General features: G+C 66.5%; 24 protein-coding genes and 1 pseudogene. 14 read left to right on the top strand and 11 right to left on the bottom strand.

Annotated elements, in window-relative coordinates; genetic code table 11:
• Nucleotides 1-4 precede the first annotated feature (4 nt).
• Entirely contained in the window at nucleotides 5-868 is an 864-nt protein-coding gene (locus LDO14_RS05995) for an HAD family hydrolase (RefSeq protein WP_056393407.1), read from the bottom strand.
• 275 nt (nucleotides 869-1,143) lie between these two features.
• Between LDO14_RS05995 and LDO14_RS05990 the strand changes: the two genes are divergently transcribed.
• From LDO14_RS05990 to LDO14_RS05975, 4 genes are all read left to right on the top strand, one after another.
• Nucleotides 1,144-1,413, top strand: a complete 270-nt coding sequence (locus LDO14_RS05990) for a GlsB/YeaQ/YmgE family stress response membrane protein (RefSeq protein ID WP_018771805.1) — start codon at nucleotides 1,144-1,146, stop codon at nucleotides 1,411-1,413.
• Between the two features lie 204 nt (nucleotides 1,414-1,617).
• Nucleotides 1,618-3,750: a bifunctional diguanylate cyclase/phosphodiesterase gene (locus tag LDO14_RS05985; protein WP_223995146.1), complete on the top strand. Its 2,133-nt coding sequence runs from the start codon at nucleotides 1,618-1,620 to the stop codon at nucleotides 3,748-3,750.
• 135 nt (nucleotides 3,751-3,885) lie between these two features.
• Nucleotides 3,886-6,888, top strand: coding sequence for a response regulator (locus tag LDO14_RS05980; protein WP_223994400.1), 3,003 nt, complete (start codon nucleotides 3,886-3,888; stop codon nucleotides 6,886-6,888).
• The gene (locus LDO14_RS05975; RefSeq protein WP_223994398.1) at nucleotides 6,885-7,793 is read left to right on the top strand and encodes a diguanylate cyclase; all 909 of its coding nucleotides are present in this window, start codon (nucleotides 6,885-6,887) and stop codon (nucleotides 7,791-7,793) included. Before LDO14_RS05980 ends, LDO14_RS05975 begins: the two co-directional genes overlap by 4 nt.
• Nucleotides 7,794-7,796: 3 nt before the next feature.
• Here LDO14_RS05975 and LDO14_RS05970 read toward each other — a convergent pair whose 3' ends face one another.
• Nucleotides 7,797-8,201, bottom strand: coding sequence for a hypothetical protein (locus tag LDO14_RS05970; RefSeq protein WP_144600522.1), 405 nt, complete (start codon nucleotides 8,199-8,201; stop codon nucleotides 7,797-7,799).
• A gap of 222 nt (nucleotides 8,202-8,423) precedes the next feature.
• Between LDO14_RS05970 and LDO14_RS05965 the strand changes: the two genes are divergently transcribed.
• Entirely contained in the window at nucleotides 8,424-8,975 is a 552-nt protein-coding gene (locus LDO14_RS05965) for a dihydrofolate reductase family protein (RefSeq protein ID WP_018771810.1), read from the top strand.
• A 2-nt stretch (nucleotides 8,976-8,977) separates the two neighbouring features.
• Here LDO14_RS05965 and LDO14_RS05960 read toward each other — a convergent pair whose 3' ends face one another.
• Together LDO14_RS05960 and mmuM are read right to left on the bottom strand one after the other, a co-directional pair.
• Nucleotides 8,978-9,328, bottom strand: coding sequence for a hypothetical protein (locus tag LDO14_RS05960; RefSeq protein WP_018771811.1), 351 nt, complete (start codon nucleotides 9,326-9,328; stop codon nucleotides 8,978-8,980).
• A 54-nt stretch (nucleotides 9,329-9,382) separates the two neighbouring features.
• Nucleotides 9,383-10,327, bottom strand: a complete 945-nt coding sequence (gene mmuM, locus LDO14_RS05955; protein WP_223994396.1) for a homocysteine S-methyltransferase — start codon at nucleotides 10,325-10,327, stop codon at nucleotides 9,383-9,385.
• A 117-nt stretch (nucleotides 10,328-10,444) separates the two neighbouring features.
• On the opposite strand from mmuM, the gene LDO14_RS05950 reads away from it, so the two are divergent.
• Genes LDO14_RS05950 through LDO14_RS05940 form a run of 3 tightly spaced genes read left to right on the top strand, consistent with a single transcriptional unit; the run spans nucleotide 10,445 to nucleotide 12,447 of the window.
• On the top strand, nucleotides 10,445-10,894 hold the full coding sequence (locus LDO14_RS05950) for a hypothetical protein (protein WP_018771813.1): 450 nt from the start codon (nucleotides 10,445-10,447) through the stop codon (nucleotides 10,892-10,894).
• Entirely contained in the window at nucleotides 10,891-11,640 is a 750-nt protein-coding gene (locus tag LDO14_RS05945) for a cyclase family protein (RefSeq protein WP_056393397.1), read from the top strand. Before LDO14_RS05950 ends, LDO14_RS05945 begins: the two co-directional genes overlap by 4 nt.
• A 30-nt stretch (nucleotides 11,641-11,670) precedes the next feature.
• Nucleotides 11,671-12,447 carry an IclR family transcriptional regulator gene (locus LDO14_RS05940; protein WP_056393396.1) on the top strand — a complete coding sequence of 259 codons (777 nt, stop codon included), beginning with the start codon at nucleotides 11,671-11,673 and terminating at the stop codon, nucleotides 12,445-12,447.
• Nucleotides 12,448-12,454: 7 nt separating this feature from the next.
• On the opposite strand, the gene LDO14_RS05935 is transcribed toward LDO14_RS05940, so the two are convergent.
• Nucleotides 12,455-13,228: an IclR family transcriptional regulator C-terminal domain-containing protein gene (locus LDO14_RS05935; RefSeq protein ID WP_018771816.1), complete on the bottom strand. Its 774-nt coding sequence runs from the start codon at nucleotides 13,226-13,228 to the stop codon at nucleotides 12,455-12,457.
• A 152-nt stretch (nucleotides 13,229-13,380) separates the two neighbouring features.
• Nucleotides 13,381-14,826, bottom strand: a complete 1,446-nt coding sequence (locus tag LDO14_RS05930; RefSeq protein ID WP_018771817.1) for an amino acid permease — start codon at nucleotides 14,824-14,826, stop codon at nucleotides 13,381-13,383.
• A gap of 285 nt (nucleotides 14,827-15,111) precedes the next feature.
• Between LDO14_RS05930 and LDO14_RS05925 the strand changes: the two genes are divergently transcribed.
• Together LDO14_RS05925 and LDO14_RS05920 are read left to right on the top strand one after the other, a co-directional pair.
• Complete coding sequence (locus LDO14_RS05925) at nucleotides 15,112-16,164, top strand: homoserine dehydrogenase (protein ID WP_018771818.1); 1,053 nt, start codon at nucleotides 15,112-15,114, stop codon at nucleotides 16,162-16,164.
• Nucleotides 16,157-17,575, top strand: coding sequence for an aldehyde dehydrogenase family protein (locus LDO14_RS05920; protein ID WP_223994394.1), 1,419 nt, complete (start codon nucleotides 16,157-16,159; stop codon nucleotides 17,573-17,575). Before LDO14_RS05925 ends, LDO14_RS05920 begins: the two co-directional genes overlap by 8 nt.
• On the opposite strand, the gene LDO14_RS05915 is transcribed toward LDO14_RS05920, so the two are convergent.
• Complete coding sequence (locus tag LDO14_RS05915) at nucleotides 17,559-18,074, bottom strand: Lrp/AsnC family transcriptional regulator (protein WP_144600536.1); 516 nt, start codon at nucleotides 18,072-18,074, stop codon at nucleotides 17,559-17,561. The genes LDO14_RS05920 and LDO14_RS05915 overlap by 17 nt on opposite strands.
• 125 nt (nucleotides 18,075-18,199) lie before the next feature.
• Here LDO14_RS05915 and LDO14_RS05910 point away from each other — a divergent pair, with 125 nt between their 5' ends.
• Both LDO14_RS05910 and rlmC read left to right on the top strand, forming a co-directional pair.
• Nucleotides 18,200-18,835 carry an HAD hydrolase-like protein gene (locus LDO14_RS05910; protein ID WP_263422493.1) on the top strand — a complete coding sequence of 212 codons (636 nt, stop codon included), beginning with the start codon at nucleotides 18,200-18,202 and terminating at the stop codon, nucleotides 18,833-18,835.
• Nucleotides 18,836-18,935: 100 nt separating this feature from the next.
• The gene (gene rlmC / locus LDO14_RS05905) at nucleotides 18,936-20,063 is read left to right on the top strand and encodes a 23S rRNA (uracil(747)-C(5))-methyltransferase RlmC (RefSeq protein ID WP_223994390.1); all 1,128 of its coding nucleotides are present in this window, start codon (nucleotides 18,936-18,938) and stop codon (nucleotides 20,061-20,063) included.
• Between the two features lie 12 nt (nucleotides 20,064-20,075).
• On the opposite strand, the pseudogene LDO14_RS05900 reads toward rlmC, so the two are convergent.
• Nucleotides 20,076-20,700: pseudogene (locus tag LDO14_RS05900) on the bottom strand (FMN-binding negative transcriptional regulator).
• A 19-nt stretch (nucleotides 20,701-20,719) separates the two neighbouring features.
• Nucleotides 20,720-21,646 (bottom strand): DMT family transporter, encoded by a 927-nt coding sequence (locus tag LDO14_RS05895; RefSeq protein WP_056393382.1) that lies wholly within the window; start codon nucleotides 21,644-21,646, stop codon nucleotides 20,720-20,722.
• On the opposite strand from LDO14_RS05895, the gene LDO14_RS05890 reads away from it, so the two are divergent.
• The gene (locus LDO14_RS05890) at nucleotides 21,645-23,054 is read left to right on the top strand and encodes a PLP-dependent aminotransferase family protein (protein ID WP_223994388.1); all 1,410 of its coding nucleotides are present in this window, start codon (nucleotides 21,645-21,647) and stop codon (nucleotides 23,052-23,054) included. The two genes, LDO14_RS05895 and LDO14_RS05890, sit on opposite strands and share 2 nt — an antisense overlap.
• A 131-nt stretch (nucleotides 23,055-23,185) precedes the next feature.
• Nucleotides 23,186-23,965, top strand: a complete 780-nt coding sequence (locus tag LDO14_RS05885; RefSeq protein ID WP_223994386.1) for a hypothetical protein — start codon at nucleotides 23,186-23,188, stop codon at nucleotides 23,963-23,965.
• Here LDO14_RS05885 and LDO14_RS05880 read toward each other — a convergent pair.
• Entirely contained in the window at nucleotides 23,962-24,792 is an 831-nt protein-coding gene (locus LDO14_RS05880; RefSeq protein WP_056393378.1) for an SDR family NAD(P)-dependent oxidoreductase, read from the bottom strand. The genes LDO14_RS05885 and LDO14_RS05880 overlap by 4 nt on opposite strands.
• 114 nt (nucleotides 24,793-24,906) lie before the next feature.
• Nucleotides 24,907-26,310, bottom strand: coding sequence for a GntP family permease (locus LDO14_RS05875; RefSeq protein ID WP_018771829.1), 1,404 nt, complete (start codon nucleotides 26,308-26,310; stop codon nucleotides 24,907-24,909).
• Nucleotides 26,311-26,328: the final 18 nt, after the last annotated feature.

The following is a 26,328-nucleotide window of genomic DNA, read 5'->3' as shown; positions in this document are numbered from 1 at the left end:
CGGCCTAGCCGAGGAGCCCCAGCTCAGCGAAGGCCAGGGCCACGCCGTTGCCGGCGGGTGCGGCAGTGGTCCTGTCCGCCACGGCAAGGACGGCGGGGTGGCCGCCTTCCACGGCGATGCCGACGGCTGCGTACTCAAGCATTTCGATGTCGTTGGCGCTGTCGCCGATGGCAATGATGTCGGCCCGGTCCAGGCCGAGCCGGGCTTCCACCACCTGGATGCCCACCGCCTTGTGCGTGCCGGCCATGAAGATTTCCCCTGCACGGTCGCCGAGCGCTGACAGGGAGCTCGGGATCAGCCCAACCTCCGGCCCGAAGGCCTCCAACAGGCGGGTCAGCGGCACCGGTGCATCGAAGCAGGAGATCTTGGCGTAGGAGGTGGCGCGGAGGTCATCGCCGTAATGCATTGGCCCCAGGATGTCCTCGAGCGGATCCACGTCCGTGCTGAGCACTCCGTCGTGGCGTGGACGCCCGGCGAAGATGGGGCCCAGCACCTCCCTCAGCCGCCGGTCCACACCGGTGCGGCCATGCAGGGCTTCCGGGGCCTCCAGGATGTAGGCGGCGTTGTGGGCATCCAGGGCCTCAACGATGCGTGCGGCCAGGCCGGGTTCAAAACGGGCATCCTTGAGGATCTCCCCGTTGACCTCCACCCTGGCGCCGGCGCCTGTGATGGTGCCGTCAAACCCAGCGTCCAGGATGTGGCCGGGGACCATGGACAGCGGGCGTCCGGTACAGACAAAGACGAGGTGGCCCCGTGCCCGGGCGGTCCGCACCGCGTCCACGTGCGCTGCCGGAGCCAGGCCGTGGTCGGCGTAGGTTCCGTCGATGTCGAGGAAGATGGCACGGGGCCTGGCGGTCTGGCTGGGCATGCCTGCGCTCCTTGGTCTGTTCGGGGACTTGCCATCCTATCGGCGGACGCCAGGCAGGCCGCACCCGAGAATGAACGTTCACGGGATGCCAAAGCCAGGCCACACGGCGGAAAACCAAGGACCGTCAGGACACTGATGGATAAAAGCACGGCATTACGCCTGAAACTGACAGTCATCCTGTGATATTCAAGGCCTTGCACAGTAGTAAGCCTGCTGATTGAATTATGGAACCGGAAATGGGGGCCCGGCACAACTTACTGACAAGGAGTGGCAACATGGGCATTATCGGATTTCTCATTTTGGGCCTGATTGCTGGAGCCATTGCAAAGGCAATCCTGCCGGGTCGCCAGGGCGGCGGCTGGGTAGTGACCCTGGTCCTCGGCGTCGTCGGAGCCATTCTGGGCGGCTGGATTGGATCGCTCATCTTTGGCGGCGGACTGGCCGAATTCTTCGACCTCAGGACCTGGCTGCTGGCCATCCTCGGCTCCATCATCGTGCTGCTGATCTACGGGGCAGTCGCCAACCGCAGCGGCCGCAGGGTGTAGCCGCAGCACAAAGTCAACTGAACAAGAAGCGCCGGACTCCCCAAAAGGAGGACGGCGCTTTCTCTGTTCCGCGCCGCCCCAATTTGCCTTCCCTGGTGCGCACCCAATTCCTGCCAATGGCCTTTATGATGGCGAAGGGGTGGTGTAATGACCAGTTTTATGGGCCGTGGCGATGATGTGGCATTACAAACTTTTGGCGTGGTCATGGATGCCAGCCCGGACGCACTGCTGGCTTTGACCGCGGACGGTATTATCCTTGCGGCCAATTCTGCAGCGTCAAGGCTCTTCGGCTTACCAAAGGAAGCTTTTGCCGGCCTGGACCACCGCCCACTGATTGCCGAGGATTTCCGCGACGAGGTAGGCCAGTTGTTCCTCCAGCTCCTTGCAGAGCCGGAAGGGCATCCGCTGCCCCGCGAGATCAGGGGACTCCGTCACGACGGCAGCGAGATCCCCATCGAAGTGGCGGCCGCACTCCTCCCCCAGCCAACCGAGGACCACGCCCGCGCAGAGCGCGGACCCGAAGGGCAATCGGAAGAACGGGCAGGGCAATCCGGAGCGCGGCTGCTGCTCTCCGCCCGTGGCACGGCACACCGCAAGGCGGCGGACGAGGATCTGCGCGAGGCCATGTCCTTGTTGACGGCCACCCTTGAATCCACTGCCGACGGCATCCTGGTCATGGGCAATGACGGCAGGGTGGCTGGGTTCAACGAACAATTCCTTGCCATGTGGCGCATCCCGCCCGAGTTGATGGAAGCGGACAGCGGAGAACCGGCCATGCAGCTCATCGTGGCGCAGGTGGCAGACCCAGCGGCCTTCACCGCCCGGCTGGGCGAACTTCAGGAAGACCCGGCCGCCGAGAGCCACGACGTGGTCGAGTTCAGGGACGGCCGCACCTATGAAAGATATTCCCGCCCCCAACGGGTAGAGGAAAAGATCGTTGGACGGGTGTGGAGCTTCCGCGATGTCACGCCCCGGCGAAAAGCGCAGGAGCAGGCGCACAGGGCCATGATGGACCTGGCCGTCCAGGCCGAAAAGCTGCGGGCCATGGCGTTCCAGGACCCCCTGACCGGGCTCGCGAACAGGGCCGTGTTCAACGACGCCCTGGCCGAAGCACTTCAGGAAGCCCGGCTGAAGACGGTGGATGTCCTGCTCCTTGACCTGGACGACTTCAAGGAGGTCAACGACATCCTTGGCCACCAGGCGGGTGATGACATGCTCATCGAAGTGGCACGCCGGCTTCGCGGCTGCGTCCCTACAGCTGACGTTGTTGCACGATTGGGCGGGGACGAGTTCGTGGTGCTGTTGACGGCGTGCCCGGATGCCGACGCCATCGCGGCGTGCATCGTGCGCTGCCTGCACGTCCCCGTGACCATCGACGGCACTGTCCTCCGGCCGAGCCTCAGCCTGGGCCTCGCCTCGTTGGGGCAGGACAGCGTTGGGCCCTCGGAACTCCTGCGGCATGCCGACATTGCCATGTATGCGGCCAAGGCGGCAGGCAAGAACCGGTTCCTCCGCTTCCACCCGGACATGATGCAGGCACTGGTGCAGCGCACCCACATGGAGGGCGGGCTGCGGCTGGCTGTTCCGCGCGGCGAAATCACCGTGGATTTCCAGCCGATCGTGTCGCACCGCATGGGGCAGGTGGTCCAACTCGAGGCGCTGGCCAGGTGGGACCGCGGCGGCGAGCGGGTGCCGCCGTCGATCTTCATCCCCCTTGCCGAGCGCACCGGGCTGATCGGCGAGATCGGGGCCGAGGTAATGGCCTCCGGCATGGTGCAGCTGGCGCGATGGCTCAGCGAGGATCCGGCGCGGTCCCTGGCGGTGAACGTCTCCGGAGTCCAGCTGCAGGAACCGGACTTCGCCGAGACCGTCCTAAGGCTGGCGGCAGCCAGCGGCGTGGCCCCCTACCAGCTGGTCATGGAAGTTACCGAGAGTGTGTTTTTCGACGCCGACTGCAGCCTGATCCGGCAACTCAGCACGCTGCGGGACGCCGGCGCCAGGGTGGCACTGGATGATTTCGGCACCGGCTACTCCTCACTGGGCCGGCTGCAGGACCTGCCCGTGGACACGGTCAAGATCGACAAGTCTTTTGTGTCCATGGTGCGGACCGGCAACGAGCGCCTGCCGATCCTCAGCTCCATGATCAACATGGCCCACAGCCTGGGGCTGACCGTCACGGCTGAAGGGATTGAGACGGCGGCGCAGGCGGATTACCTGGCCGCGCTGGAGTGCGATTCGCTGCAGGGTTACCTGTTTTCCTTGCCGGAGCCAGGCGAGCGGCTTGGCCACGCATTGCAGAACGCGGAAGAAGCCCTCAATGCCTTGAAGGGGCGGTAATTTTCCGGCCCATTCCAAGGATGCGCGGGATATTATGAGGGGGCGTCTCCGCCGTGGTCTCCGGCGGCTCCGCCCCTGTTTTGGGGCATTGGGCGCAATTAGGGGGAAGGGGTCTCCGTGTCCCAGTCTGGTCTCTTGGAACACCGTGTCAACAGCGGTGGGTCGCGGCTGTGGCCGCGGATCGTGGCGGCAGCGTTGGTCCTCACTGGACTCGGGGTGTTTTTGGCAGTGAACAGGGGCACTCCGGCCGCCCTTGTTACCGGCGACTTCCTCATTTTGGCCGCGTCCCTGGTGGCCGGGGTGAGCTGTGCGCGAGCCGGTGCCCGAGGTGGTGCGAACGCGAAGGCCTGGACCTATATGGCTGCGGCGTCCTTCGTCTGGGCAGCCGGAATGGCGCTCTACGCGTTTTACGGCCTTCTGAACGACCATGTTTACCCCTTTCCCTCCCTGGCAGACGCCCTGTTCCTTGGCTACTCGGTGCCCGCTGTCGTGGCGCTGTTCTCGTTCAAGCGCCGCGCCGGCACTCCCGTGGCGCTGTTTCGGGCGGTCATGGACGCCGCCGTCATTGCCGGCTCGGTGCTTGTGGTCAGCTGGTACACGGCCCTTGGCCCCGCCTTCAACGCTGTTGGGGACCCACTGACACGCCTTACCGGGATGGCCTACCCCGTGGTGGATCTGGTGATCACGTCCCTGGTACTGGTCCTGGCCATGCGGCGTCAGCCGGGCGAGCGCCTGCCCTGGCTCTGTTTCGGTGGCGGCCTGGTGGTGCTGGCCGTTACGGACAGCATTTACGTGCGCATGACGTTCGACGGCGTGACGGGAACCACCGGATCACCGCTTGCCTTGGGCTGGATAGGCGCCTTCCTCATCATCGCCATGGCTCCTGCTGCACCGTACGTGGAGAACACAGGCCCGGACCGGAAGGGGTACACGCTTGCACTGGAACTGCTCCCATACGTTCCCCTCCTCCTGGCTGTACTCCAGTTCGCCGGCCCGCACCTGCAGGAGCTCGATCCGTTCCTTCTCGTAGTGGGAGCCACTGTCCTTGCCTCCGTGCTGGTCCGTCAGGTGCTGATCGTCTTCGAGAACATCAGCCTGACCGGCGGACTCGAGGATGAAGTGGCTGCCCGCACCGTGGAACTTGAGGCGGCCCGGGAGGCGGCGTTGGAATCCAGCCGTCTCAAATCCGAATTCCTGGCTACCATGAGCCACGAAATCCGCACTCCGATGAACGGGGTAGTCGGCCTAACCGGGCTCCTTCTGGAAACCGGGCTGGACGAGACGCAGCGTCAGTACGCCCAAGGGGTTAAGGGTGCGGGGGAATCGTTGCTGGCCCTTATCAATGACATCCTCGATTTCTCGAAGCTGGAGGCCGGAAAGGTGGACCTGGACGTCCGTCCCTTCGACCCCAGGGTCCTCGTCGAAGAGGTGGCCGCCCTGCTGGCCGAACCTGCACTGGCCAAGAACCTGGAGCTGATCGCCTACTGTGAGCCTGACGTTCCTGCCCGTTTGCAGGGCGACTCCGGCAGGATCCGGCAAATATTGCTCAACCTTGCCTCCAATGCCGTGAAGTTCACGGCATCCGGGGAGGTCTCCATCCGGGTCACGGCCAAAGACCCGGGCTACGGCCCGGGAAGCACCGCGGCAATTGAGTTCGAGGTCCGCGACACCGGCATTGGCATCAGCCCGGAACATCACGGCAAATTGTTTGAATCCTTCTCGCAGGCGGATGCTTCCACCACCCGCCGCTACGGCGGTACGGGTCTTGGCCTGGCCATCTGCAGGCGCCTGACCGCTGTGATGGACGGTGCCATCGGGATGGACAGTGCGCCGGGCCAGGGCAGCACATTCTGGTTCCGGCTGCCGCTGCCCATAGCACCCCCGTCCACGGATCCTGTGCCGGCCGCCGGATTCCTCACCGGTCTCCGCGTCCTGGTGGTGGATGACAATGCCACAAACCGGCTGGTCCTCGAATCCCAGCTCCGTGGCTGGCGCCTTGAACCGCAATCCGTTCCGGACGCGACGGCCGCTTTGGAAGTGGCCCGCGCCGCGCGGCAGGCCGGGACACCCTTCCATTTCGCCGTTTTGGACTACTGCATGCCCGACACGGATGGCCTGGAGCTGGCCCGGCGCATCAAGGCCGACGCAGCACTTGCGGGCATGGAACTGATCATGCTGACCTCGACCATGCAGGTAGACCCGGCAGAGATTGCCGCCGCGGGTGTGCGTGAGTGGCTGATGAAACCCGTCCGCAGTTCCGAGTTTTACAACCGGCTGGTCCGCCTGATCTCGACCCGCGAGCCCACACCGGAATCCTGGAGCCGCCCAAGGCCCGCCCGAACCGCGCAGGCTGGGCGCGGCACGCCGCGCCGCGGGCAGATCCTGGTCGTTGAGGACAATGAGGTGAACCAGTTGGTGGCACGCGCAACAGTCGAAAAGTTCGGCTACGCGGTGGATGTGGTGTGCAACGGTGCCGAAGCGGTGGCGGCCGCGGCCGCGACAAGATACTCCGCCATCCTGATGGATTGCCACATGCCGGTGATGGACGGCTTCGAGGCAACCCGCGAGATCCGCCGCCTGCCCTCTGCAATCCGGGTGCCCATCATTGCCATGACCGCAGGCGCCCTCGATGGAGACCGGGAACGCTGCCTCGCCGCGGGCATGGACGATTACCTGTCAAAACCCGTGGACGCGGCTGCCCTGGAAGCTGCGTTGTCCCGCTGGGTTCCCGTGCAGCTCCCGCAGCCTCTTGCTGTCACCGGAGGTCCTTCCGCCGGAAGCCCCGGGCCCGCACTGGACCCGGACCGCATCGCCGTCCTTAGGGACCTGGGCCAGGATGACGGAGGGGCATTGTTGCGGGCAACGCTGGAGGCGTTCCGACGGGAGAGCCAGGTGCGCGTGGCGGCGCTCCGCGCAGCGGTTCCTGGCGACAGCCAGGTCCTGGTGCAGGCTGCCCACGCCCTGAAGGGGTCCGCGGCAAACATCGGAGCCTCCGGCGTGGTTTCGGTCTGTGCCGAGCTCGAAGAACTGGGCCGCAACGGGCAACTGGGCAACGCCGAGGGACTCGTCAGCCGGCTCGAGGCTGAACTGCACCGATTGGACGCCGAACTGGAGGCCGCAGTGAAGGGGGACCATTGAGAGTTCTCGTAGCGGACGATGATCCGGGGTCGCTCCTGGTGGCCAGGGCCGCCGTCGAACGTTCGGGGCATGACTGCATGACGGCTGCGGACGGTGGCGAGGCATGGGCCCTGTTCCAGGCACACCGGCCGGATGTGGTGGTCACCGACCGGATGATGCCCGTGATGGACGGATTGGAACTCTGCCGGGCCATCCGTGCAGAGGAGCCTGAGCTGTACACCTACATCGTGCTGCTGACCTCGCAAGGATCGCGCGACGACGTTCTGTCCGGGCTCGAGGCCGGCGCCGACGACTACGTCACCAAGCCGTTGGACCCCTTTGTCCTGCACACCAGGCTCCTAGTGGCGTTGCGGATCACCACGCTTCACGCGGACCTCGCACACTACCGGAGAGTCCTCTCGGAGCAAGCGCGCACCGATCCCCTGACCGGACTTCACAACCGGTTGAAACTTTCAGAGGACCTGGAGCAACTGCACGCCCGGAGCGCCCGCCATGGCGAGGAATACAGTGTGGCGCTGTGCGACGTGGACAATTTCAAGAGCTACAACGACCTCTACGGTCACCAGGCCGGCGATCTGGCCCTTCGGGCGGTGGCATCCACCCTCGCGGCAACGGCACGACGGACTGACGGTGTCTACCGGTTCGGGGGCGAGGAGTTCCTGCTGGTGCTTCCCCGACAGGGCGTGATCGGGGCCAGGGCCCTTGTGGAACGGGCGTTATGCGCCGTACGTGACCTGGCCATACCCCATGCCGGCGACCCATCGGGCCAGTTGGGGTTCAGCGCTGGAGTTTCCGGGTTCTCCGCGGGGCATGTGGTGAGTGCCGAAATGCTGCTAAATGAAGCCGACGCAGCCCTTTACGCGGCAAAGGCCGCAGGGCGGAACCAGGTGATGCTCGCACCGTAGGCGCTATGCTGCCTTTTTCCCGCCAGACTTCTTCTGCGGGGCCTTCTGACCGGAGGGCCGCTGCTCAGCAACGGCTGCCGCATGGGCGGGTGTTTCTGCCGGCCGGCCAGCGTACGGCGCCCTGGCCGTTGCGGAAGCAGCAGGTTCAGCGTGCACACCGGGTGCGGCGGCGCGGTTGCGGCGCCAGCGGCGGACCAGGTCGACGGCGGCCAGCAGGCCTGCGAGGGGGGTCAGCACAGCTGCCGCGTAGACGAACAGCATCCAGGTCAGGGTGGTGAGCGGTGGCTGGTTGTTGTTGAGCAGGGACAGTCCGCCCAGCATGCCAACAACCCAGAACAGCACTACGGCCGTCAGGACAGCGCCGGCAGGAAAATACTGGTTGGTCACGACTTTTTTCAGGGTTTCCATGCACTTCCTCCTGCCTGGCCGGGGGGACGGCGAAAGCCGCTCAAAAACAAGTATGGGGCCCGGCCGGCGCGAAACCGTGCAAGACGACACGGCGAGTGATCAAGCTAACGTAACCATCCGCCGTCGTCCGAATTCCCGGGACAAAATAAGGTCCGGCGCCCTTCCCGGAAAGGCCCTGGGCGCATACCGTAATGCCTGTCCGCTCGAAAACTGGAGGTTCCCATGCGCAAAGTCACTGCCGGCCTGTTCCACTCCGTGGACGGGGTGGTGTCCGAACCCTTCAAGTTCCAGTTCGACAGCTTCGACGACGAACTCGGCGCGGGCCTGACCAAGATGATGAACACCGTGGATACCGTGGTCCTGGGCCGCGTCAGCTACCAGGAGTGGGCTGGTTACTGGCCCACCGCCTCGGCAGACCAGGACTTTGCCGCGTTCATCAACCCGGTGGAAAAGTTCGTTGCGTCACGCACCCTGACCGGGCAGCTGGAATGGCAGAACTCTCAGTTGATGGACGCTCCGCTTGAGGAGTTCGTTGCCGCCTTGAAGGACCGCGACGGCGGCGAGATCGCCGTGTGCGGGAGCATCTCGGTGGTGCGGCAGCTGCTGTTCGCCGGGCTGTTGGACTCGCTGCAGCTGATGACGCACCCGGTCATTGCCGGCAGCGGCCGCAGGCTGTTCCAGGACGGTGACCCGCTGACCCGGCTGGTGTTGCTTGACCAGTCCACCACCAGCAAGGGCAACGTGCTGAGCACCTACGGGGTCCGCGGGGACTAAGCCTACGCGGCCAGCGGGGCCCCGAAAAGCTCCTCCGCAAGCCGGGACAAGTGGTCCGGGATGTCCGCTTCGGCCCCGTGCTCGCCGCGGCCGAGGAAGACCGCGGTGCCACGGATCCCGTCAAGGTCCAGGCCGCATTCGTGCATCAGCTGCCCGGCGCGGAAGTTGACCGGCAGGAGCATGGTGACGCTTTCGGCGTTGAGGTAGACATGCCAGTCGCCGCGGATCACCGACTCCAGCGGCCCGCCCACCAGGGCTTCCAAGGCCTGCAGGTCTGCCGGCACCTGCTCGATGCGCATGGGCTCGGAATTGCCCGCCGGTACTACGAGTGCTGTGTAAGTTCTGTTGTTCATCGTTCGTTTCTCCTTAGGTTTTAACACCCGTGGAGACGGCAGTGTTCCCGGTAACTATGCCTTCCCGGCCAACGCTGCGATGTCGGCGGGCGTGGTCCGGCAGCAGCCGCCCACGATGCGGGCACCAAGCTGCCGCCACCCAGGGGCACCTGTGCCGAGGCTGGAGGGAGCACGGCTGCCGGAAGCCGCCCGGTCCTGGCTCCACGTCTTTGTCGCGGGATGGTAGGTCTCCCCCGAATTGGGATAGGCCACCAGCGGCTTGTCCGTGTGCAGGCCCAGTGCTGCGAGCGCGGGAGTGACGAGGTTGAGCGGGACGCAGTTCACACCCACGGCGGCGACGTGGGGTTGTCCGTCAAGGAGCCGGGCCACGTCGGCGAGCGGGGTTCCGTCGCTGATGTGCCCGCCGTCGCGCAGGGAAAAGGAGAACCAGGTGTCGACGCCGTGTTCCCGGCTGAGTGCCAGGAGGGCTTCGGCTTCAGCGAAGGAAGGCAGCGTTTCCAAGGCCAGGAGGTCCACGCCGGCGTCCACCAGCGCGGCGATGCGGGGGGCGTGGAAGTCCTGGAACTCTTCTGCGGTGAGGGCGTAGTCCCCCCGGTACTCCGAGCCGTCCGCAAGGTAGGCACCGTAGGGACCCACGGAACCGGCGACCAGCAGCGGCCCGGCGTCCGGGTGGTCCTCCAGATGCTGCCGCCGCGCTTCATCCGCCAGCCGGGCGGACAGCGCAACGAGCTCCAGGGCTTCCCGTTCGCCCATCCCCCGCGCCGCAAACCCCCGGGGCGTGGCCTGGTAGCTGGCGGTGGTGGCGATGTTCGCGCCGGCGGCGAAGTAGTCCCGGTGCACGTCCCTGATCAGCTCGGGCTGCTCCAGGAGGACCTTGGCGGACCACAGTGCGTCGTTCAAATCGCAGCCGCGGGCCTCCAGTTCGGTGGCCAGGGCGCCGTCAGCTACGAGGCCTGCGCCGGCGTCAAGCAGGGTGGACAGGGAACGGCGGCTAGGCATCGCACCTCCGGTCGATTGTTGGCTGTTTTCTTCATTATAGGCAAGTTTCCATGCTTGTAATGCATATCACTGTGTGCCACGATGACTGCAGCAACGACCATTACAGGAGGAATATTCGTGAGTGTGCACCTGAACAGTGTCCGCAAGCTACGGGTCCACTGGCCCATCAGTGCGGAAACCTTCGGCCGGATAGCCGCCGGAGACGCCAACGCCGTCCAGCAGGATCCGGGGCTGGCAGAACTCCTGCACACCGTTGGGCATTACCCGGACCTCGGTGATTTCGGGAACTACAAGCACGTCTTCGAATCCGGCATCGGATTCGAAGGATTCTCGTGCGGCGAAGGGGCGTCGCCCACGCTTGGCAGGGTGGGCGAGCAGACCCTCTCCCCCACGTTCGTCTTCACCACCTATTTTGATGCCACCCTGGACGAGGCCGTCCTGGAACGGGTTATGCAGGAACTGGTGGCCATCCACCCGTGGGAACTGCCTGTCATCGAGGTGACCGGTCCCGTGAGCGTGGCCGGTGGGCTGCACCGTAAAACCCCCTCGGCGGCGGCAGCATCATGACACTCACCACCACTGCCGCCTGGCCCGCGCTTCAGTCCGCCCTGGCAGGCAGGACGTTCACGGACCTCACCCATGCCTTCCATCCAGGCCAGCCCCGTTTCGCCGCCTTTCCGGACGAAACCCGGGAGGCTCTTTTCGACCTTGAAAGGGGCGACGGGTTTACGGCCCACCGGTATTCGATCGTTGGCCAGTGGGGCACGCATGTGGATCCGCCTTCCCACTTCATCCGGGGTGGACGCACCCTTGACCGGATTCCAGTCCAGGACATGATTCTTCCCCTTGTGGTCCTGGACATCACCCGGCGGGTGGAACGGGATCCGGATGCAACCCCCACCCTGCAGGATGTGCACGGATGGGAAGACCGGAACGGAAGAATCCCGGCTGGATGCTTCGTTGCCCTGAGGACCGGCTGGAGCTCACGGTGGCCGGACGGAGATGCCATGGCCAACAAGGATGCGGACGGAGTCAGCCACACTCCCGGGTGGTCCCGTGAGGTGCTGTCCTTCCTGGTGGAGGAACGCTGGGTTTCGGCCATCGGGCACGAGCAAACGGACACCGATCCGGGGCTGGCAACCTCGCAGGGGGACTTTAGCCTGGAAACCTACATCCTGGCGAAGGACCGCTGGCAGATAGAACTGATGGCTGATTTGTCCGGCCTCCCTGAATCGGGTGCCGCAATCGTGGCCAGCTGGGCCAAACCCTCCGAAGGGAGCGGCTTCCCGGCCCGCGTCTTCGCCATCTCCTGACCCGGGCGGGCGGTCCTCTAGACTCGGACCATGTCGAGGACTTCAAGCATGGGACGTGGCGTCATGGCCGTCCTGGCGGCCGGGGAACGCCACCTGCGTGGCCTCCCCGGCGGCACGGTTGCAGAGATCGCTGCGGACCTGGGCAGGGACCGAAGCCAGGTTTCCAGAAGCCTGCGGACAGCTGAACAGGAAGGTTTCCTGCGGAGAACCCCCGAACGCACCTTCGCCCTGGACTGGAGCGTCCTGACCGACGCCCTCCTGCTGACCCGGCGCCGGCTGGCAACCGACGGGACCGCCGCCCTGGAACGCCTTTCGAGGGAGACTGATGAGGGGTGCTTCCTGGGGGTCCTCAGCGGCAGGAGCACCGTAACGGTGGGCGAAAGCGTCCCGGCGAGCAGCCGGCTGGTGGGCTCGTGGCTGGGCCGGCCCTACCCTGCCTACTGCAGCGACGCCGGGCAGGCACTTTTGTGGGAGACTCCGGACGATGAGGTCCGCAAAATCTTCGCGGGCGTCCAGTTCCAGCAGCACGGCCCGAACACCCCCGCGGACGTCGAGGATTTCCTGGCACGGCTCAGGGACGCACGGGTCCGCGGCTACTCCATCGTCGACGAGGAAGCGGAGCCCGGGCTCTACTCACTGGCCGTACCCATCAGGGATTTCAGGGGCGACGTGGTGGCGGCCCTGCAGGTGGTGGGCCTGAAGGGCCGCCTTGAACCCAGCCGGTCCCGGCACGCCGAAGCGCTCGTCCGTCAGGGCCGCTGGCTGGAAGGCATGCTGGGATGGCGGTCTCCGGACAGCAACCCCTAAGGGCCGCCTACCCCTCCGGCCCGGGATGGACCGAACCGAGCCTTGCCGCGGCCTCCGCGAGCACATCCGCCAATTCCCCTGCGCGGGGTCCAACGTCCGGCTGCCCGCCCAGCACACTCAGCGAAGCGACGATCCCACCGCCCGGATCCCGGACAGGCACGGCCACCTCCACGATGCCGTGTTCGAATTCCTCGGTGGCGACAACGAAACCATGGGGCTTGTCTTTGGCCATGAGTTCCCAGGCCTCCGCGCTGGAATGCGGGGCGCCGGGACCACCGACGCCGACAAAGTTCACGTCGGAAAGCAAAGCTTCAAACCCGCGCCGCTTATGGTCCCACAACAGCGCCCTGCCCGATCCGGTACACCACACAGGCGTCACCATGCCGGGCTGGACGAAGCTGCCCGCCTGCGAATCGTTGCTGGACGCCAGGAGCAGGATGACCCTGTAGCCGTCGCGGACCGAGACCCGGGCGCGCAGCCCGGTAGTGGCCACCAGCGCCTCCAGTTCCGCCGCCGCATGCCGGATCCACCCCGTATTGAGGGTGGCGGCAAGGCCGAAGAAGCCCGTCCCTACGCGGAACGGGCCGCGTTCGCGGCGCTCCAGCAGGCCAAGCTCACAAAGCTCCTGGGTCAAACGGGAGACGCGGCTTTGGTCCATGTCCAGCTCGGCGGCCAACTGGGAGACACCCATAAGCTGCTTCCCCGTCTTTTCCCGGTCAATGACCAGGCGCACTATCCGCAATCCCTGCGCCAGCGACGCCGCCTCCGGGGAGTTATCCACCTGCTGCTCCTTCCGACCGGCAACCAGCCTATCCTCACACGTTGCGGCACCGCCCAACGGGAAACACCAATCAGCCGGAAGCAACGCAGTCCCGGGCACGGCGATGGCCTGGCGCGGACGTTCGGCCGTCCGCGCCAGGCCATGGAAACGGTTCAGCCCTGCGCCGTCTTTTCGGCTGCGGCCCGGCGCCCGTGCCTGATGTGGAAGTAACCGTAGCAGGCGGCGACGAAAGGAATCCCAAAGTACAGCGCCGCCACTTGGGCCGGATCGAAAGCGATGCCGACCAGGGAGACTGTGCAGAGAGTGAATGCCAGGACCGGCACCAGTGGGAAGAGCGGCGCGCGGTAGGACAAGGTGGACACGTCCCCGCCGTTCCGGACAAAAGACCGCCGGTGGAAGAAATGCGAGGCGGTGATGGACATCCAGACTCCCACCACTGCGAAGCCCGCTACCGATACCAGCACCAGGTACACGGTTTCCGGAGCAACCACGCTGCTGATGAGTGAGGCCAGCCCTCCGAGCATGCTCACCGAGAGCGCGGTCATGGGAATGCCGCGCTTAGTCAGCTTCTTAAGCGCCCGGGGTGCGTGGCCTTCGTCGGCCAGGGAGTACAGCATCCTGGCGCACGAGAACAGGCCACTGTTGCCTGCAGACAGCAGCGCCGTGATGATGACGAAGTTCATCAGATCGGCGGCAAAGGGAACACCCGTCGCCGTGAACACCGTCACGAACGGGCTTTCGTCGAGCCCAACTTCCTGGTACGGGATCGTGGCGGCGATGACGGCGATGGCTCCGACGAAGAACACCAGGAGGCGGATGACCGTACTGCGCATCGCTTTGGGAATGCTGGTGGCGGGATCCTTCGTCTCCCCTGCGGCGACGCCGATCAGTTCAGAGCCTGAGAAGGCATAGAAGACTGCGAGCGCCGTCACCAGAACGCCGGTGAAACCGTTGGGAAACAGCCCTCCCTCGGTGTTGAAGTTTTCGAACAGGAAGGGATGGTTGCCCGATGCGCTGAGCGGGTGGAAGCCCAGGAGGGCTGCCCCGCCCAGGACGATGAGCCCGATGATGGCGCCCACTTTGATGATGGCGAACCAGAATTCCGACTCACCGAAGAACTTGGATGACACGGCGTTGAGGCCGAACAACGTTGCGGCGAAGATCAGGCACCAGACCCAGACGTCAACGCCCGGGAACCAGCGCTGCATCAGCAGGCCCGAGGCTGTGAACTCCGATCCGATGGCGACCGCCCAGCACAGCCAGTAGAGCCAGGCGGTGGCGAATCCCGTGGCGGGACCAATGGACCGGGAAGCATAGATATGGAACGCACCGGAGACGGGGTAGGCGATGGCGAGCTCCCCCAAGCAGGCCATGACCAGGTAAACCACGAAGGCACCGACGAGGTAGGCGAGAACGGCACCCAGCGGGCCGGCCTGGGAAATGGTGTAGCCCGAGCTGAGGAACAGTCCGGAACCAATCACGCCGCCCATGGCGATCATGACAAGGTGCCGGGGCCCCATGGAGCGGCGGAGCCCTGATTCCGTTGACGGCGGTGCGTCCGGCTCCGGCTTGAGGGTGAGGGGGGTCGAAGATTCCAAGTGGTGCCTCCAGTGGGGGATGGTCGGAAGGACGGCCGCGGTTCGGGTGCCGGTCCATGAAAGCTTTAAGCGCGTCGACAGTGACGAAAGTAACACAAACTGGCATTTTTAGTCATCAAGATCATATTCAAATGCGAATGTTGCACGTTAATTGCTGTTACTCCGTATGTCGATTTGCCCTTCAGATGGTCGTTTCGCCTCCCCGGCGGAGCGTTTGGACATGCCTCAACGGACACCGGGTGGGCACAGGATGGGAGCAACAACAACCACCTCAAGGGAGTAGCAATGACCACCTACGACATCGCGCTGATCGGGTTCGGCGGCGTCAACCGGACCCTGGCCGAACTGATTGCCACCAGAGGGGATGCGCTTGGCCGCACCCTCGGCTTTGACCTGCGGGTGGTTGCCATTACGGACCTTGGGCTGGGTTCCCTGGTCCAGGACGGGGGGATCGATCTTGACATGGCCTTGGGCCTGGATCCCGCCGTCGCGACATTTGCAGCGTACGGCGGGTCAGCGGACCCGGACAACGAGCGCGTGATCCGGACCTGCTCCGCAGGGATCATTTGCGAAGCAACGTTCACCAACCCTGCAGACGGCGAGCCTGCGGCTTCACACGTTCGCTGGGCGCTGGAGTCGGGAAAGAGTGTCTGCACCACCAACAAGGGTCCGGTCGCCCTGCATGGCCAGGAGTTGAGCCGGCTCGCGAAGCTTAAAGGGCTGCATTTCGAATTCGAGGGCGCGGTGATGAGCGGGACACCCGTCATCCGTTTGGCCAAACAACTGTTCCCCGGACTGGCGCTCAATGGCTTCGAGGGCATCCTCAATGGCACCAGCAACTATGTCCTGGGCAGGATGGAAGAGGGCCTCAGCTTTGAGGAATCGGTCCTCGAAGCCCAGAGCCGGGGGTACGCAGAGGCAGATCCCACGGCCGACATCGAGGGCCACGACGTCCAACTGAAAGTCCTGATCCTGGCCAATGAGCTGCTGGGGGCGGACATCACGCTGGCGGACGTGCAGCGCCAAGGGATGTCAACGCTGTCGCCCGAGGACATCAGGCGCGCCAGGAACGAGGGGCGGCGGTGGAAACTGGTGGGCTCCGCGCGGCGGAACCTGGATGGAAGCATCAGTGCCGGAGTTGCCCCCGTGGCGCTCCCCCTGGCCCACGGCCTCGCCGGGGTTTCGGGTGCCAACAATGCAGTGTCGTTCAACACCGATCTCCTCGGCCCGGTGACGGTGTCCGGACCCGGGGCCGGGCGGGTGGAGACAGCGTACGCCCTGCTGTCCGACATCATCGCCATGCACGCCGCACGGAACCAGGTGGCTGCAGATGCGTGAATCAACCCTTGCACCGCTGGATCACGCAACGGCCGCGATCCGGGAGGTGCTCAGCCCCTACGACGGCCGGGTGGTGGGAGCCGTGGCCCTGACCACGGCGGAGTCCGTGGACGCGATTATCCGGGCTGCCAGGTCCGGGGCGGCGCAGGCACGCGCATTGTCCCGCCATGCCCGGGGGAAGCTGCTGGACGCGGCTGCCGCACTAATCGACGCGCGCCACGCGGAATTCGCCCAGACCATCACAGCCGAGAGCGGCAAAACCATCCGCCAGGCACGAAAGGAGGTGCTGCGGGCAGTCAACACCCTGCGCCTGTCCGCCGCGGAGGCGCGCCGGAACGCCGGCGAGATCATTCCCTTTGACTCCTATGAAGGCTCCGAGGACCGCATGGGGTGGTACGCACGGGAACCGCTGGGCATCATTGCGGCCATCACCCCGTACAACGACCCCCTTAATCTGGTGGCACACAAGTTGGGCCCGGCAATCGCCGGAGGCAACGCCGTCATCCTCAAGCCGTCTGCGCTGACGCCCCTGTCCGCGCAACTGCTTGCCGAAGTCTTCGCCGAAGCTGGCCTGCCTGCCGGCGTCCTCACAGTGGTCCACGGGGACACGGACGTGGCGGAGGCGATCGTGCGGAGCCGGGAGGTCCGCATGGTGTCCTTCACCGGCGGATTCACGGCCGGCGAGGCCATTGCCAGGACCGCAGGCCTGAAGAAGCTGTCCATGGACCTTGGCGGGAACGCCCCGGTCATCGTCATGGATGATGCCGACTTGGATGCTGCCGTTTCAGCCTGCGTCTCCGGAGCCTTCTGGGCAGCCGGACAGAACTGCGTGGGGGTTCAGCGCATCCTCGTGGCCGCCTCCCGCTACCACGAGTTCCGTCGGCGCTTCCTGCAGGAGGCGTCACGGCTGGTGGCGGGCGACCCCGCCGAGGAAGCCACCGACGTCGGTCCCATGATCAGTCCCGCCGCCGTGGATCAGCTCCAGGCCAAGATTGAGGCGGCGGTTGCCTCCGGCGCCGTGGTCCTCGCCGGCAACACCAGGGTAAACAACGTGCTGCATCCGACGGTCCTGGAGAGAGTGCCCGCCGGCAGCAGGCTGTGGACGGAGGAGGTGTTCGGGCCGGTCGTCATGCTGTACCCCTTCACAACCTTCGACGAAGCCGTGGGGACCGCCAACGCCATCGACTTCAGCCTTCACGCCGGGATCTTCACCGGCTCGCTGGACACGGCCCTGGACGCCGCGGGCCGCATCGACGCAGGCGGCGTCATGGTCAACGACTCATCGGACTACCGCTTCGACGGCATGCCGTTCGGGGGATCCAAGTATGGCGGCCTGGGCCGCGAAGGGGTCCGGTTCGCCTATGAGGAGATGACCCAGCCGAAAGTGGTATGCGTCAAGCGCCAGGGCTGATCACCGGAAGCGGAGCCTGGTCGAGAGCGTTTCCCGGCTGGGCCGGCTTCGCTGCCGCATCCCGCCGGATGTAGTTGGAAAGGGTCATCGCCGTCACGGTGTCCGTCACGCCGGGCGTGGCCGCTATCTGCTCCCAGATCTCCTGGATGCGTTCAAGCGACCGTGCTTCCACCCGCACCAGCAGGTCGAAGTCGCCGCTGACCACATCGCACAGGACCACCTCCGGGATCGATTGCAGCACGGCGATGACGTCCGATCCGCGCACCCTGTCCTTCCGGTAGACCATCAGGAAAGCAGAGACTGTGCCGTGCCCCGGGGCGCCGGTCACCACGGTGTAGCCCTGGATGTAACCCTGCCGTTCCATCCTGTCGATGCGTTGCCGGACCGCATTGCGGGACAGCATCACCTTTGCAGCCAGCTCCGCGTGGCTGACCCGGGCATTGCGGGTCAGCTCCGCCAGGATACCTTGGTCGATCCGGTCAAGACTCGCCCGATCCATGTTTCACCCTTCACCGCATGACTTCACAACAGCAGACACGAGTCGGCCCGGCTCCAGAACGAAAGCACACAGAGATGATACTTCGGCAGCAGCCGCTGCAGAGTCAGCGGAGAGCCTTCAGCTGCGTGCTGTTGGACATGGACGGGACGCTGCTGGATTCGGCGGCAGGCGTGACGGCGAGCGCCGCCCGGGCGCTTGCCGCCGTGGGGGCCGCTGTGCCACCGGCCGGGGACCTGGTCCGGCTGGTGGGGCCGCCCATGCTTGAGTCCTTCCGCGAGCACCTGGGACACGATGAGGTCCTTGCCCGGCTGGCGCTGCGGCATTACCGGAAGGCTTACGCGGATCACGGTGCACACCAGTCGGTTCCGTACACCGGGATCAGGGAACTGCTGGAACAGCTCCATCGTGCGGGCGTACCCATGGCGGTTGCCACCTCGAAGGCCGAAGACCAGGCGCTCCGGATGGCCCGCCTGTTTGGGATTGACCATTACTTCTCCGCCGTCTGCGGCGCATCGGACCAGGAAGCCAGGTGGAGCAAGGCAGATGTCATTGCCGAAGTGCTGGACAGGCTGAGGGCAGCCAAGGTGGATGTCTCTGCCCCGCTCATGGTGGGTGACCGCAGCTACGACGTGGCCGGGGCAGCCGTCCACGGTATTCCCACCGTCTTCGCCGGTTGGGGCTACGGCTCTGCAGGGGAAGAAGCAGGAGCCGTCTTCGTTGCGCCCTTCCCGGATGGGGTGCTGCCGGTTGCGCTGCCCTGACGGTACAGCCCTGAAAGGTACGACGCCGGCACTTCCCCAAGTGCCGGCGTCGGACCTGCACGTCGTGGCGGGGAAGGCAACCGGGTAAACTTGTCCGGTCATGCGCTGTTCCTACTTTGATGCCGGTACCTGCCGCTCCTGCACCCACATGGGCGTGCCCTACGGTGAGCAGCTGGCCGGCAAACAGCTGCACTGCCAGACCCTCCTGTCCGGTCACACCGAACTCGAATGGCTGCCGCCGGTGGCCAGCCAGGAGTCCGGCTTCCGCAACAAGGCCAAGATGGTGATCGGCGGGACCGCTCAGAATCCCACCATCGGGATCCTGGACGCCGATGGCCATGGCGTGGACCTGCGCAAGTGCGGCGTCTGCTCACCCGGCCTGCTCGCCTGTTTCCCCGTGCTGGCGAATTTCATCCGCCGGGTCCGTCTGACGCCCTATGACGTTCCCCGCCGGACCGGTGAACTCAAGCACGTCATCCTCACCGAATCCCCGGACGGCGAGGTCATGCTCCGGCTGGTCCTGCGCTCGGACCAGGTGGTGCCGCGCATCCGGAAGCACCTCCCGGACCTCCTGGCCGCCCTGCCGCAGGTGAAGGTGGTCTCGGTCAACCTGCATCCGGAACACAAGGCCGTGCTGGAAGGCGACCGGGAGATCCTGCTGACCGGCGAGTCCACCCTGAACATGCGGGTCAACGACATCAACCTGCACCTCCGCCCGCAAAGCTTCTTCCAGACCAACAGTGAGATGGCCGCGGCCCTGTACCGCCAGGGACGCGAGTGGGTCAACGAACTGGCGCCGGCCTCGGTGTGGGACCTGTACTGCGGCGTGGGCGGGTTCGCCCTGCACAGCGCCGCACCGGCCCGCACCGTCACGGGCATTGAAGCCAGCAGCGAAGCGATCGTGTCCGCCCGCCTCAGCAGTGACGAGGCAGGCCTGAAGGGGATGGAGTTCCAGGCCGGGGACGCCACCGCGTTTGCCCTGGCCAGCAAGCAGTCGCCGGACCTGGTGATCGTGAACCCGCCCCGGCGCGGCATCGGCAAGGAGCTCTGCGGCTGGCTGGAAGCCTCGGACGTGCAGCACGTCGTGTACTCCAGCTGCAACGCGCAGTCGCTGGCCCGGGACCTGGCCGCGCTCCCGTCGTTCACCGCCCGGCGTGCCCGCGTCCTGGACATGTTCCCGCAGACCACGCACTACGAGGTGATGGTGCTGCTGGAACGGGCGGCTTAGGGCCCATAGGCGTCAGATCCGGCGCGCGCGTTCGACGGCGGCCGCGCCGGCTTCACGCCCCCCCGGCCCGGAGACCCGCTGCCACTCCTTCAGCATCGGTGTCGGAGCGGTTCTGGCTCAGTTTTTCCTTCGCCTCGATCCGGCTGATCACCAGCTCTACGCCCACGATCGCCCGCAGTTGCCCGGCAATGAACTTCTCCGGCGCGTCGTCCACGGCCCAGGGGTCTGCCCGGCCGTCCTCGTGCAGTCCGGTCAGGTGCCGGACATGCCATGCCAGCCAGCCGGCGTCGTCATGGAAAACCAGCTCGCCGTACACGTGCGCGGTGCTGTAGTTCCAAGTGGGGACCACGCGCCCGTGCTCGGCCTTGGCGGCGTACCACGACGGCGAGATGTAGTCGTCGGGGCCCTGGATGATGGCCAGCGCCTCTCCGGCCGGCGCGGTGGACCACTGCGGGTTGGTGCGCGCCATGTGGGCCTGCAGCGCGCCGCGCTCCCCCACCGCCGGGTTGAAGGCGAAGGGCAGCAGTGTTGCCAGCAGGCCGTGGTCCGTCATGGTCACCAGGTTGGCGGCGCCGGGAGTCGTGAGGAGGTGCCGGACGGCATCGGGGCCGGCAGCAAAGTGGGCGGGAATGTACATGGGAAGTCCTTTCAGCAGTTCAGGGGGCCGGTTTGAGCCGGACGCGGACGGCCGCAGCGGCACAGAGGATCACGGCGAGGGCGCCGATCAGGGTGGTCCAGGTGAGCGCCTCCCCCAGCAGCAGCGCGGCCCAGCCGATGCTGAGGACGGGCTGGAGCAGCTGGATCTGGCTCACCTGCGCCATGGGGCCAATGGCCAGCCCCCGGTACCAGGCGAAGAAGCCAAGGAACATGCTGACCACGGCGAGGTAGGCGAAGGCAGCCCACTGGACGGGTGTGGCCGACGGCGGCTGGTCCAGGACTGAAACTACGGCGAGGACCAGCATGGCCGGCGCGGCAAGGACCAGCGCCCAGGCGATGGTCTGCCACGAGCCCAGCGTGCGCGCCAGCAGGCCGCCCTCCGCGTACCCCACCGCGGCGCAGGCCACGGCGCCGAGCAGCAGGAGGTCCGCCCAGTGCAGGTGCCCCACGCCGCCTGACTGGAGGAAGGCGAAGGAGATGGCTGCCAGCGAGCCGAGCGCCATCACCACCCAGAAGGCGGCCGGGGGCCGCTCAGCGGCGCGCAGGACCGCCACCGTTGCGGTGGCGGCCGGCAGGAGGGCGATGACCACGGCTCCATGTCCCGCCGGTACGGCAGTGAGGGCATAGGACGTCAGCAGCGGAAAGCCGACGACGACGCCGCCCGCCACGAGCGACAGGCGCAGCCAGGTGCGGGGCGGGGGCAGCCGCTGGCGGGTGATGGCAAGTGCTGCGATGGCGAGGGCAGCGGCCACGACGGCCCGGCCGGAACCGATGAGCAGCGGCGGGATGCCTGCCACGGCCACGCGGGTGAACGGAACGGTGAAGGAGAAGGCCGCCACGCCGAGCAGGCCCCACCAGATTCCGGTGGCCTTTCGCGGCGATATCACTGGGCGATTCAGGACAGTAGCGCTACTATGTTCTTTCATGAATAACGATAGCAGTTCGCGGATCGTTGCGGCACTCCGGCAATGGGTCGGCGGCGCGGGTCCGGGGGCCCGGCTGCCGTCCACCCGGCAGCTCGTTGCCGAGTACCAGGCCAGCCCGGTGACAGTGCAGAAGGCGCTGCAGGCGCTGACCGCCCAGGGGCTGATTGAAAGCCGGCCCGGCGTTGGAACGTTCGTGCGTGCCGTGCGCACCGCCCGTCCGTCCGACTATGGCTGGCAGACGGCTGCGCTGCGGTCGCCGTCGTCCCCGCTGCCGTCGTCGTCGGGCACCATGCGCAACGTTCCCGGCGATGCCATCTGGTTCCATTCCGGCTACCCGGACCGCGAACTGCTGCCGGAACGGCTGGTCCGCGCCGCGCTGGCCCGGGCTGCCCGGGGCGACGCCGCACTGTCGCGGCCGCCGGCGGCGGGCATGCCGGAGCTGCAGCAATGGTTCGCGCAGGAACTGGGGTCGGCCACCCCGGTGGGAATCACGCCTCCCACCCCGAATGATGTGGTTGTGCTGCCCGGAAGCCAGAGCGGGCTCAGCTCCATCTTCCGTGCGCTGGTGGGCGCGGGACAGCCGCTGCTGATGGAGTCGCCGTCGTACTGGGGCGCCATCCTTGCCGCCGCGCAGACCGGGGTGCGGGTGGTTCCGGTGCCCACCGGCCCGGACGGGCCGGATCCCGCGGACGTGGACCGCGCCTTTGCCGAGACCGGGGCGCGGGCGTTCTACGTGCAGCCCAACTATTCGAATCCCACGGGCGGGCAGTGGGCGGCAGGGCGCGGCGACGAGATCCTGGACGTGGCCCGCCGGCACGGCGCCTTCCTGGTGGAGGACGACTGGGCACACGATTTCGGCATCACCTCCGACCCCGTTCCGCTGGCAACCCGCGATGATTCCGGGCACGTGGTGTACATCAGGTCCCTGACCAAGAGCGTGTCCACCGCCATCCGGATTGCTGCCGTGATCGTCCGGGGACCGGCGCGCGAACGCATCCTGGGCCAGCGCGCCGCCGAGTCGATGTACGTCAGCGGGCTCCTGCAGGCCGCCGCGCTTGACGTGGTGACGCAACCCGGGTGGCAGACCCACCTGCGGAGCCTCCGGCAGCAGCTCCAGTCACGCCGCGACCTGCTGGCCACCAGCATCCGGGAGCACCTCCCCCAGGCGCACCTCGATGTCCTGCCGAAGGGCGGCCTGAACCTGTGGCTGCGCCTGCCCGACGCCACGGATCTGCCGTGCCTGGTGCGGGACTGCGAGGATGCCGGCGTGATCATAGCCGCCGGCACGGAGTGGTTCCCGGCCGAACCCGCCGGAGCCTTCATCCGGCTCAACTTCTCGGGTCCGAATCCGGGCGCCTACCCGGAGGGTGCGCGGCTGATCGGTGGGGCGCTGGCCAGGCAGGGCTGACCTCCGCACAACCGGGAGCTTCAAGGTTGGTGCAGGAATACATCAAGATTTGCGCTTAAACCGTTCCGGCCATCCCGGCGTAGCTACGCTGGCCGTGCACATCGCATCCAGCACACGCACTTGGGGGAACCATGCCTGCCGTCCAACGCTTTTCCGCGCCCCGCACCCGCCGTCGGGAACCCGCGCTGACCCCAGGAGCCGCCGGGCGGAAGGGCCCGCACAAGGTGCTGGGCGCCGGGGCCGCCGCCGTCGTGCTTCTGCTGACCGGGTGCGGTGCACCCCAGGCCTCCCTGAGCGCCGCTGCCGGACCCGCCAGCGAATCCGCCACCGCAACGCCCATTGCCGGTACGCCGTGCACCGCCGCAAACGGGCAGCAGGTTTCGGCCGGCACCACCTACGTCTGTACCAAGGACGGGTCGGGCAGGCTGGTGTGGCTGGAAGCCGCGGAGTCCAAGCGCGTCACGGAGAAGCTGGCAGCCGCTGCCGCAGCGAAGGCGGCCGCCGACCAGGCCGCGGCGGAAAAGGCAGCCGCCGAGAAGGCGGCAGCTGACAAGGCCGCTGCCGACAAGGCCGCCGCTGACGCAGCCGCTGCAGAAGCTGCCGCCCGGCAGGCCGCCGAGGCGAAGGCGGCGCAGGATGCTGCGGCAGCAAAGGCCGCCGCCGAAGCAGCCGCGAAGGCGGCAGCGCCGCCCGCTCCCGTTGCGCCTCCGGCCCCTGTTGCCCCGGCCGTTCCGGGCACCAATCCCGGCTGCGACCCGAACTACTCAGGGTGCGTCCCCATTGCCTCGGACGTGGACTGCGCCGGCGGAAGCGGCAACGGACCGGCCTACGTCAGTGGCCCCCTCCAGGTTATTGGCAGGGACATCTACGGGCTGGACGCCGACCACGACGGCGTTGCCTGTGAGCGTTAGGGCTGGACGAAGGCCTTGACCAGCTCATCACTCTTGTCCCACAGCCCGCGCGCCAGTTCGGCGTCGTAAGCCTGCGGGTTGGCCTTGGCCAGGGCGCGCTTGGCGTAGTAGGCCCCGGAGATCCAGTCCGTGCCGGGGGTGCCGTTGATGAGCCACAGCATGGTGTCGGCACCCTGGTCCGGGCTGAGCATGAAGCGGTTCAGCAGGGTCTTGTAGGCATGCCGGAAGTGGCTGGTGGAATCTGCCGCGAAGTTGGTGCGGACAACGCCGGGGTGGAACGCCGCCGTCGTGATTCCCCGGTCATGGAAGCGGCGGTGCAGCTCGGACGTGAAGAGGATGTTGGCGAGCTTGCCCGTCCCGTAGGCGCGGTAGGTGCGGTACCCCTGCTCGGCCTTGAGGTCGAAGAGGTCCATCTTTCCCGAGTAGTTTGCGGCGCTGGCGGTGTTGATGATCTTCGCGTTGCTGGCCGCCAGCGTGTCCATCAGCAGGGTGGTGAGCAGGAACGGCGCCAGGTGGTTGACCTGGAACGTCAGTTCGTTCCCGTCCACCGTGAGCGTTCGCTTGCCCATCATGCCGCCGGCGTTGTTCGCCAGGACGTCAATGCGGGGGTACTTTTCCTCAAGTTCCGTGGCCAGGGTCCGGACCTGCGAAAGGTCGGCGAAGTCGGCGAGGTAAAAGTCTGCACCAATCTCCTCCGCCAGGGCGCGGGTCTTTTCAGCGGAACGTCCGACGACGACCACCTGCTCCCCCGCCTTTGCCAGTGTCCGGGCGGCCGCAGCGCCGATGCCGTCGCTGGCGCCGGTGATCACGATGGTGCGAGGAGTCAAGGGGTGTCCTTCGGTTGGCGGGTGGCGCGCATGGAATGCACGCCATGGGGAACAACGACGGCGGGGCGGCCGGTGTTCCCACCGGCCGCCCCGCCGCCAAACCCTGCGTGGCCTTTAGCCCCCTATACCGGCCACCATGAAGATGACCGCGGCGACGGCGAAGCCCATCACGCCGATCAGCGTTTCCATCACGGTCCAGGTCTTCAGGGTGGTCTTGACGTCCATGCCGAAGAAGCGGCCAACCAGCCAGAAGCCGGAGTCGTTGACGTGTGAGACCACTACTGAGCCCGCAGCCACGGCGATGACCAGCGCCGCCACCTGCATGCCCGTCAGCCCCGCGGTGGCCACTGCCGGGGCGATGAGGCCCGCGGTGGTGGTCAATGCGACGGTGGCCGAACCCTGGGCGATGCGCAGGATGGCGGAGATGAGGAAGCCGGCCAGGATCAGCGGGATGCCCAGGTTGCCCAGGACAGAAGCCAGCGCCGCGCCGATGCCCGAGGTGCGCAGGACGCCGCCGAACATGCCGCCGGCGCCGGTAATAAGGATGACAGAGCAGACCGGGCCCAGCGAGGACTCAAGCAGCTTCTCCAGGGCACCGGCGTGGGTTCCGCGGCGGGCTCCGAGGACATACATGGCCACCAGCACGGCGATCAGCAGCGCCACCGGCGTTTCACCCACGGTGCGAAGGAGCTGGAACCACTGTTCCTTCTTCACGGCGTCGGACAGCACACCGGAGGAGGCCAGGGTGTTCAGGCCGGTGTTGAGGAAGATCAGGACCAGTGGCAGGAGCAGCAGGCCAATGATGGTGCGGAACCGGGGCGGGTGGGACTCGGCCTCCGCGCTGGCGTGGCCCAGGATTTCCGGCACGGGCAGGACCAGCTTCTTGCCGGTCCAGAGGCCATACAGGTAGGCCGTGACGTACCAGGTGGGAATGGCGGTGATGAGGCCGGCGATCAGCACCAGGCCGATGTTGGCGTCAAAGAATGCAGCGGCCGAGACCGGCCCCGGGTGCGGCGGCAGGAAGATGTGCATGACCGAGAACGCGCCGGCGGCCGGAAGTCCATACCGCAGCACGCCGCCGCCAAGTCGGTGGGCTACGGCGAAGACGACGGGCAGCATGACCACCAGGCCGGCGTCGAAGAAGATGGGGAAGCCGAAGATCAGGGAGGCCAGGCCCAGGGCGAACGGTGCCCGTTTCTCGCCAAAGACGCCGATCAGGTAATCGGCCAGGACTTTGGCGCCGCCGCTGGTTTCCACGATGCGGCCGAGCATGGCGCCGAGGCCGACGAGCAGTGCCACGGTACCCAGGGTGGTGCCGAAGCCGTTGATCAGGACCGGAACCACCTGGTTGGCGGGGATTCCGGTGGCGAAGGCGGTGGCGAGGCTGATGAGGATCAGTGCCACCAGCGCGTGCATCTTCAGCCGGATGATGAGGAACAGCAGCACAAGAATTGCCGCCGCAGCGATGAGCAGCAGGGGGCCTGCACCCATCGTCTGGGTCCATCCTTCGATGGTCATGGTTCTCCTTTGAAACAG

This window comes from Arthrobacter sp. NicSoilB11, assembly GCF_019977375.1.
Classification (GTDB): domain Bacteria; phylum Actinomycetota; class Actinomycetes; order Actinomycetales; family Micrococcaceae; genus Arthrobacter.
This window is presented reverse-complemented; position numbering and strand designations above follow the sequence as displayed.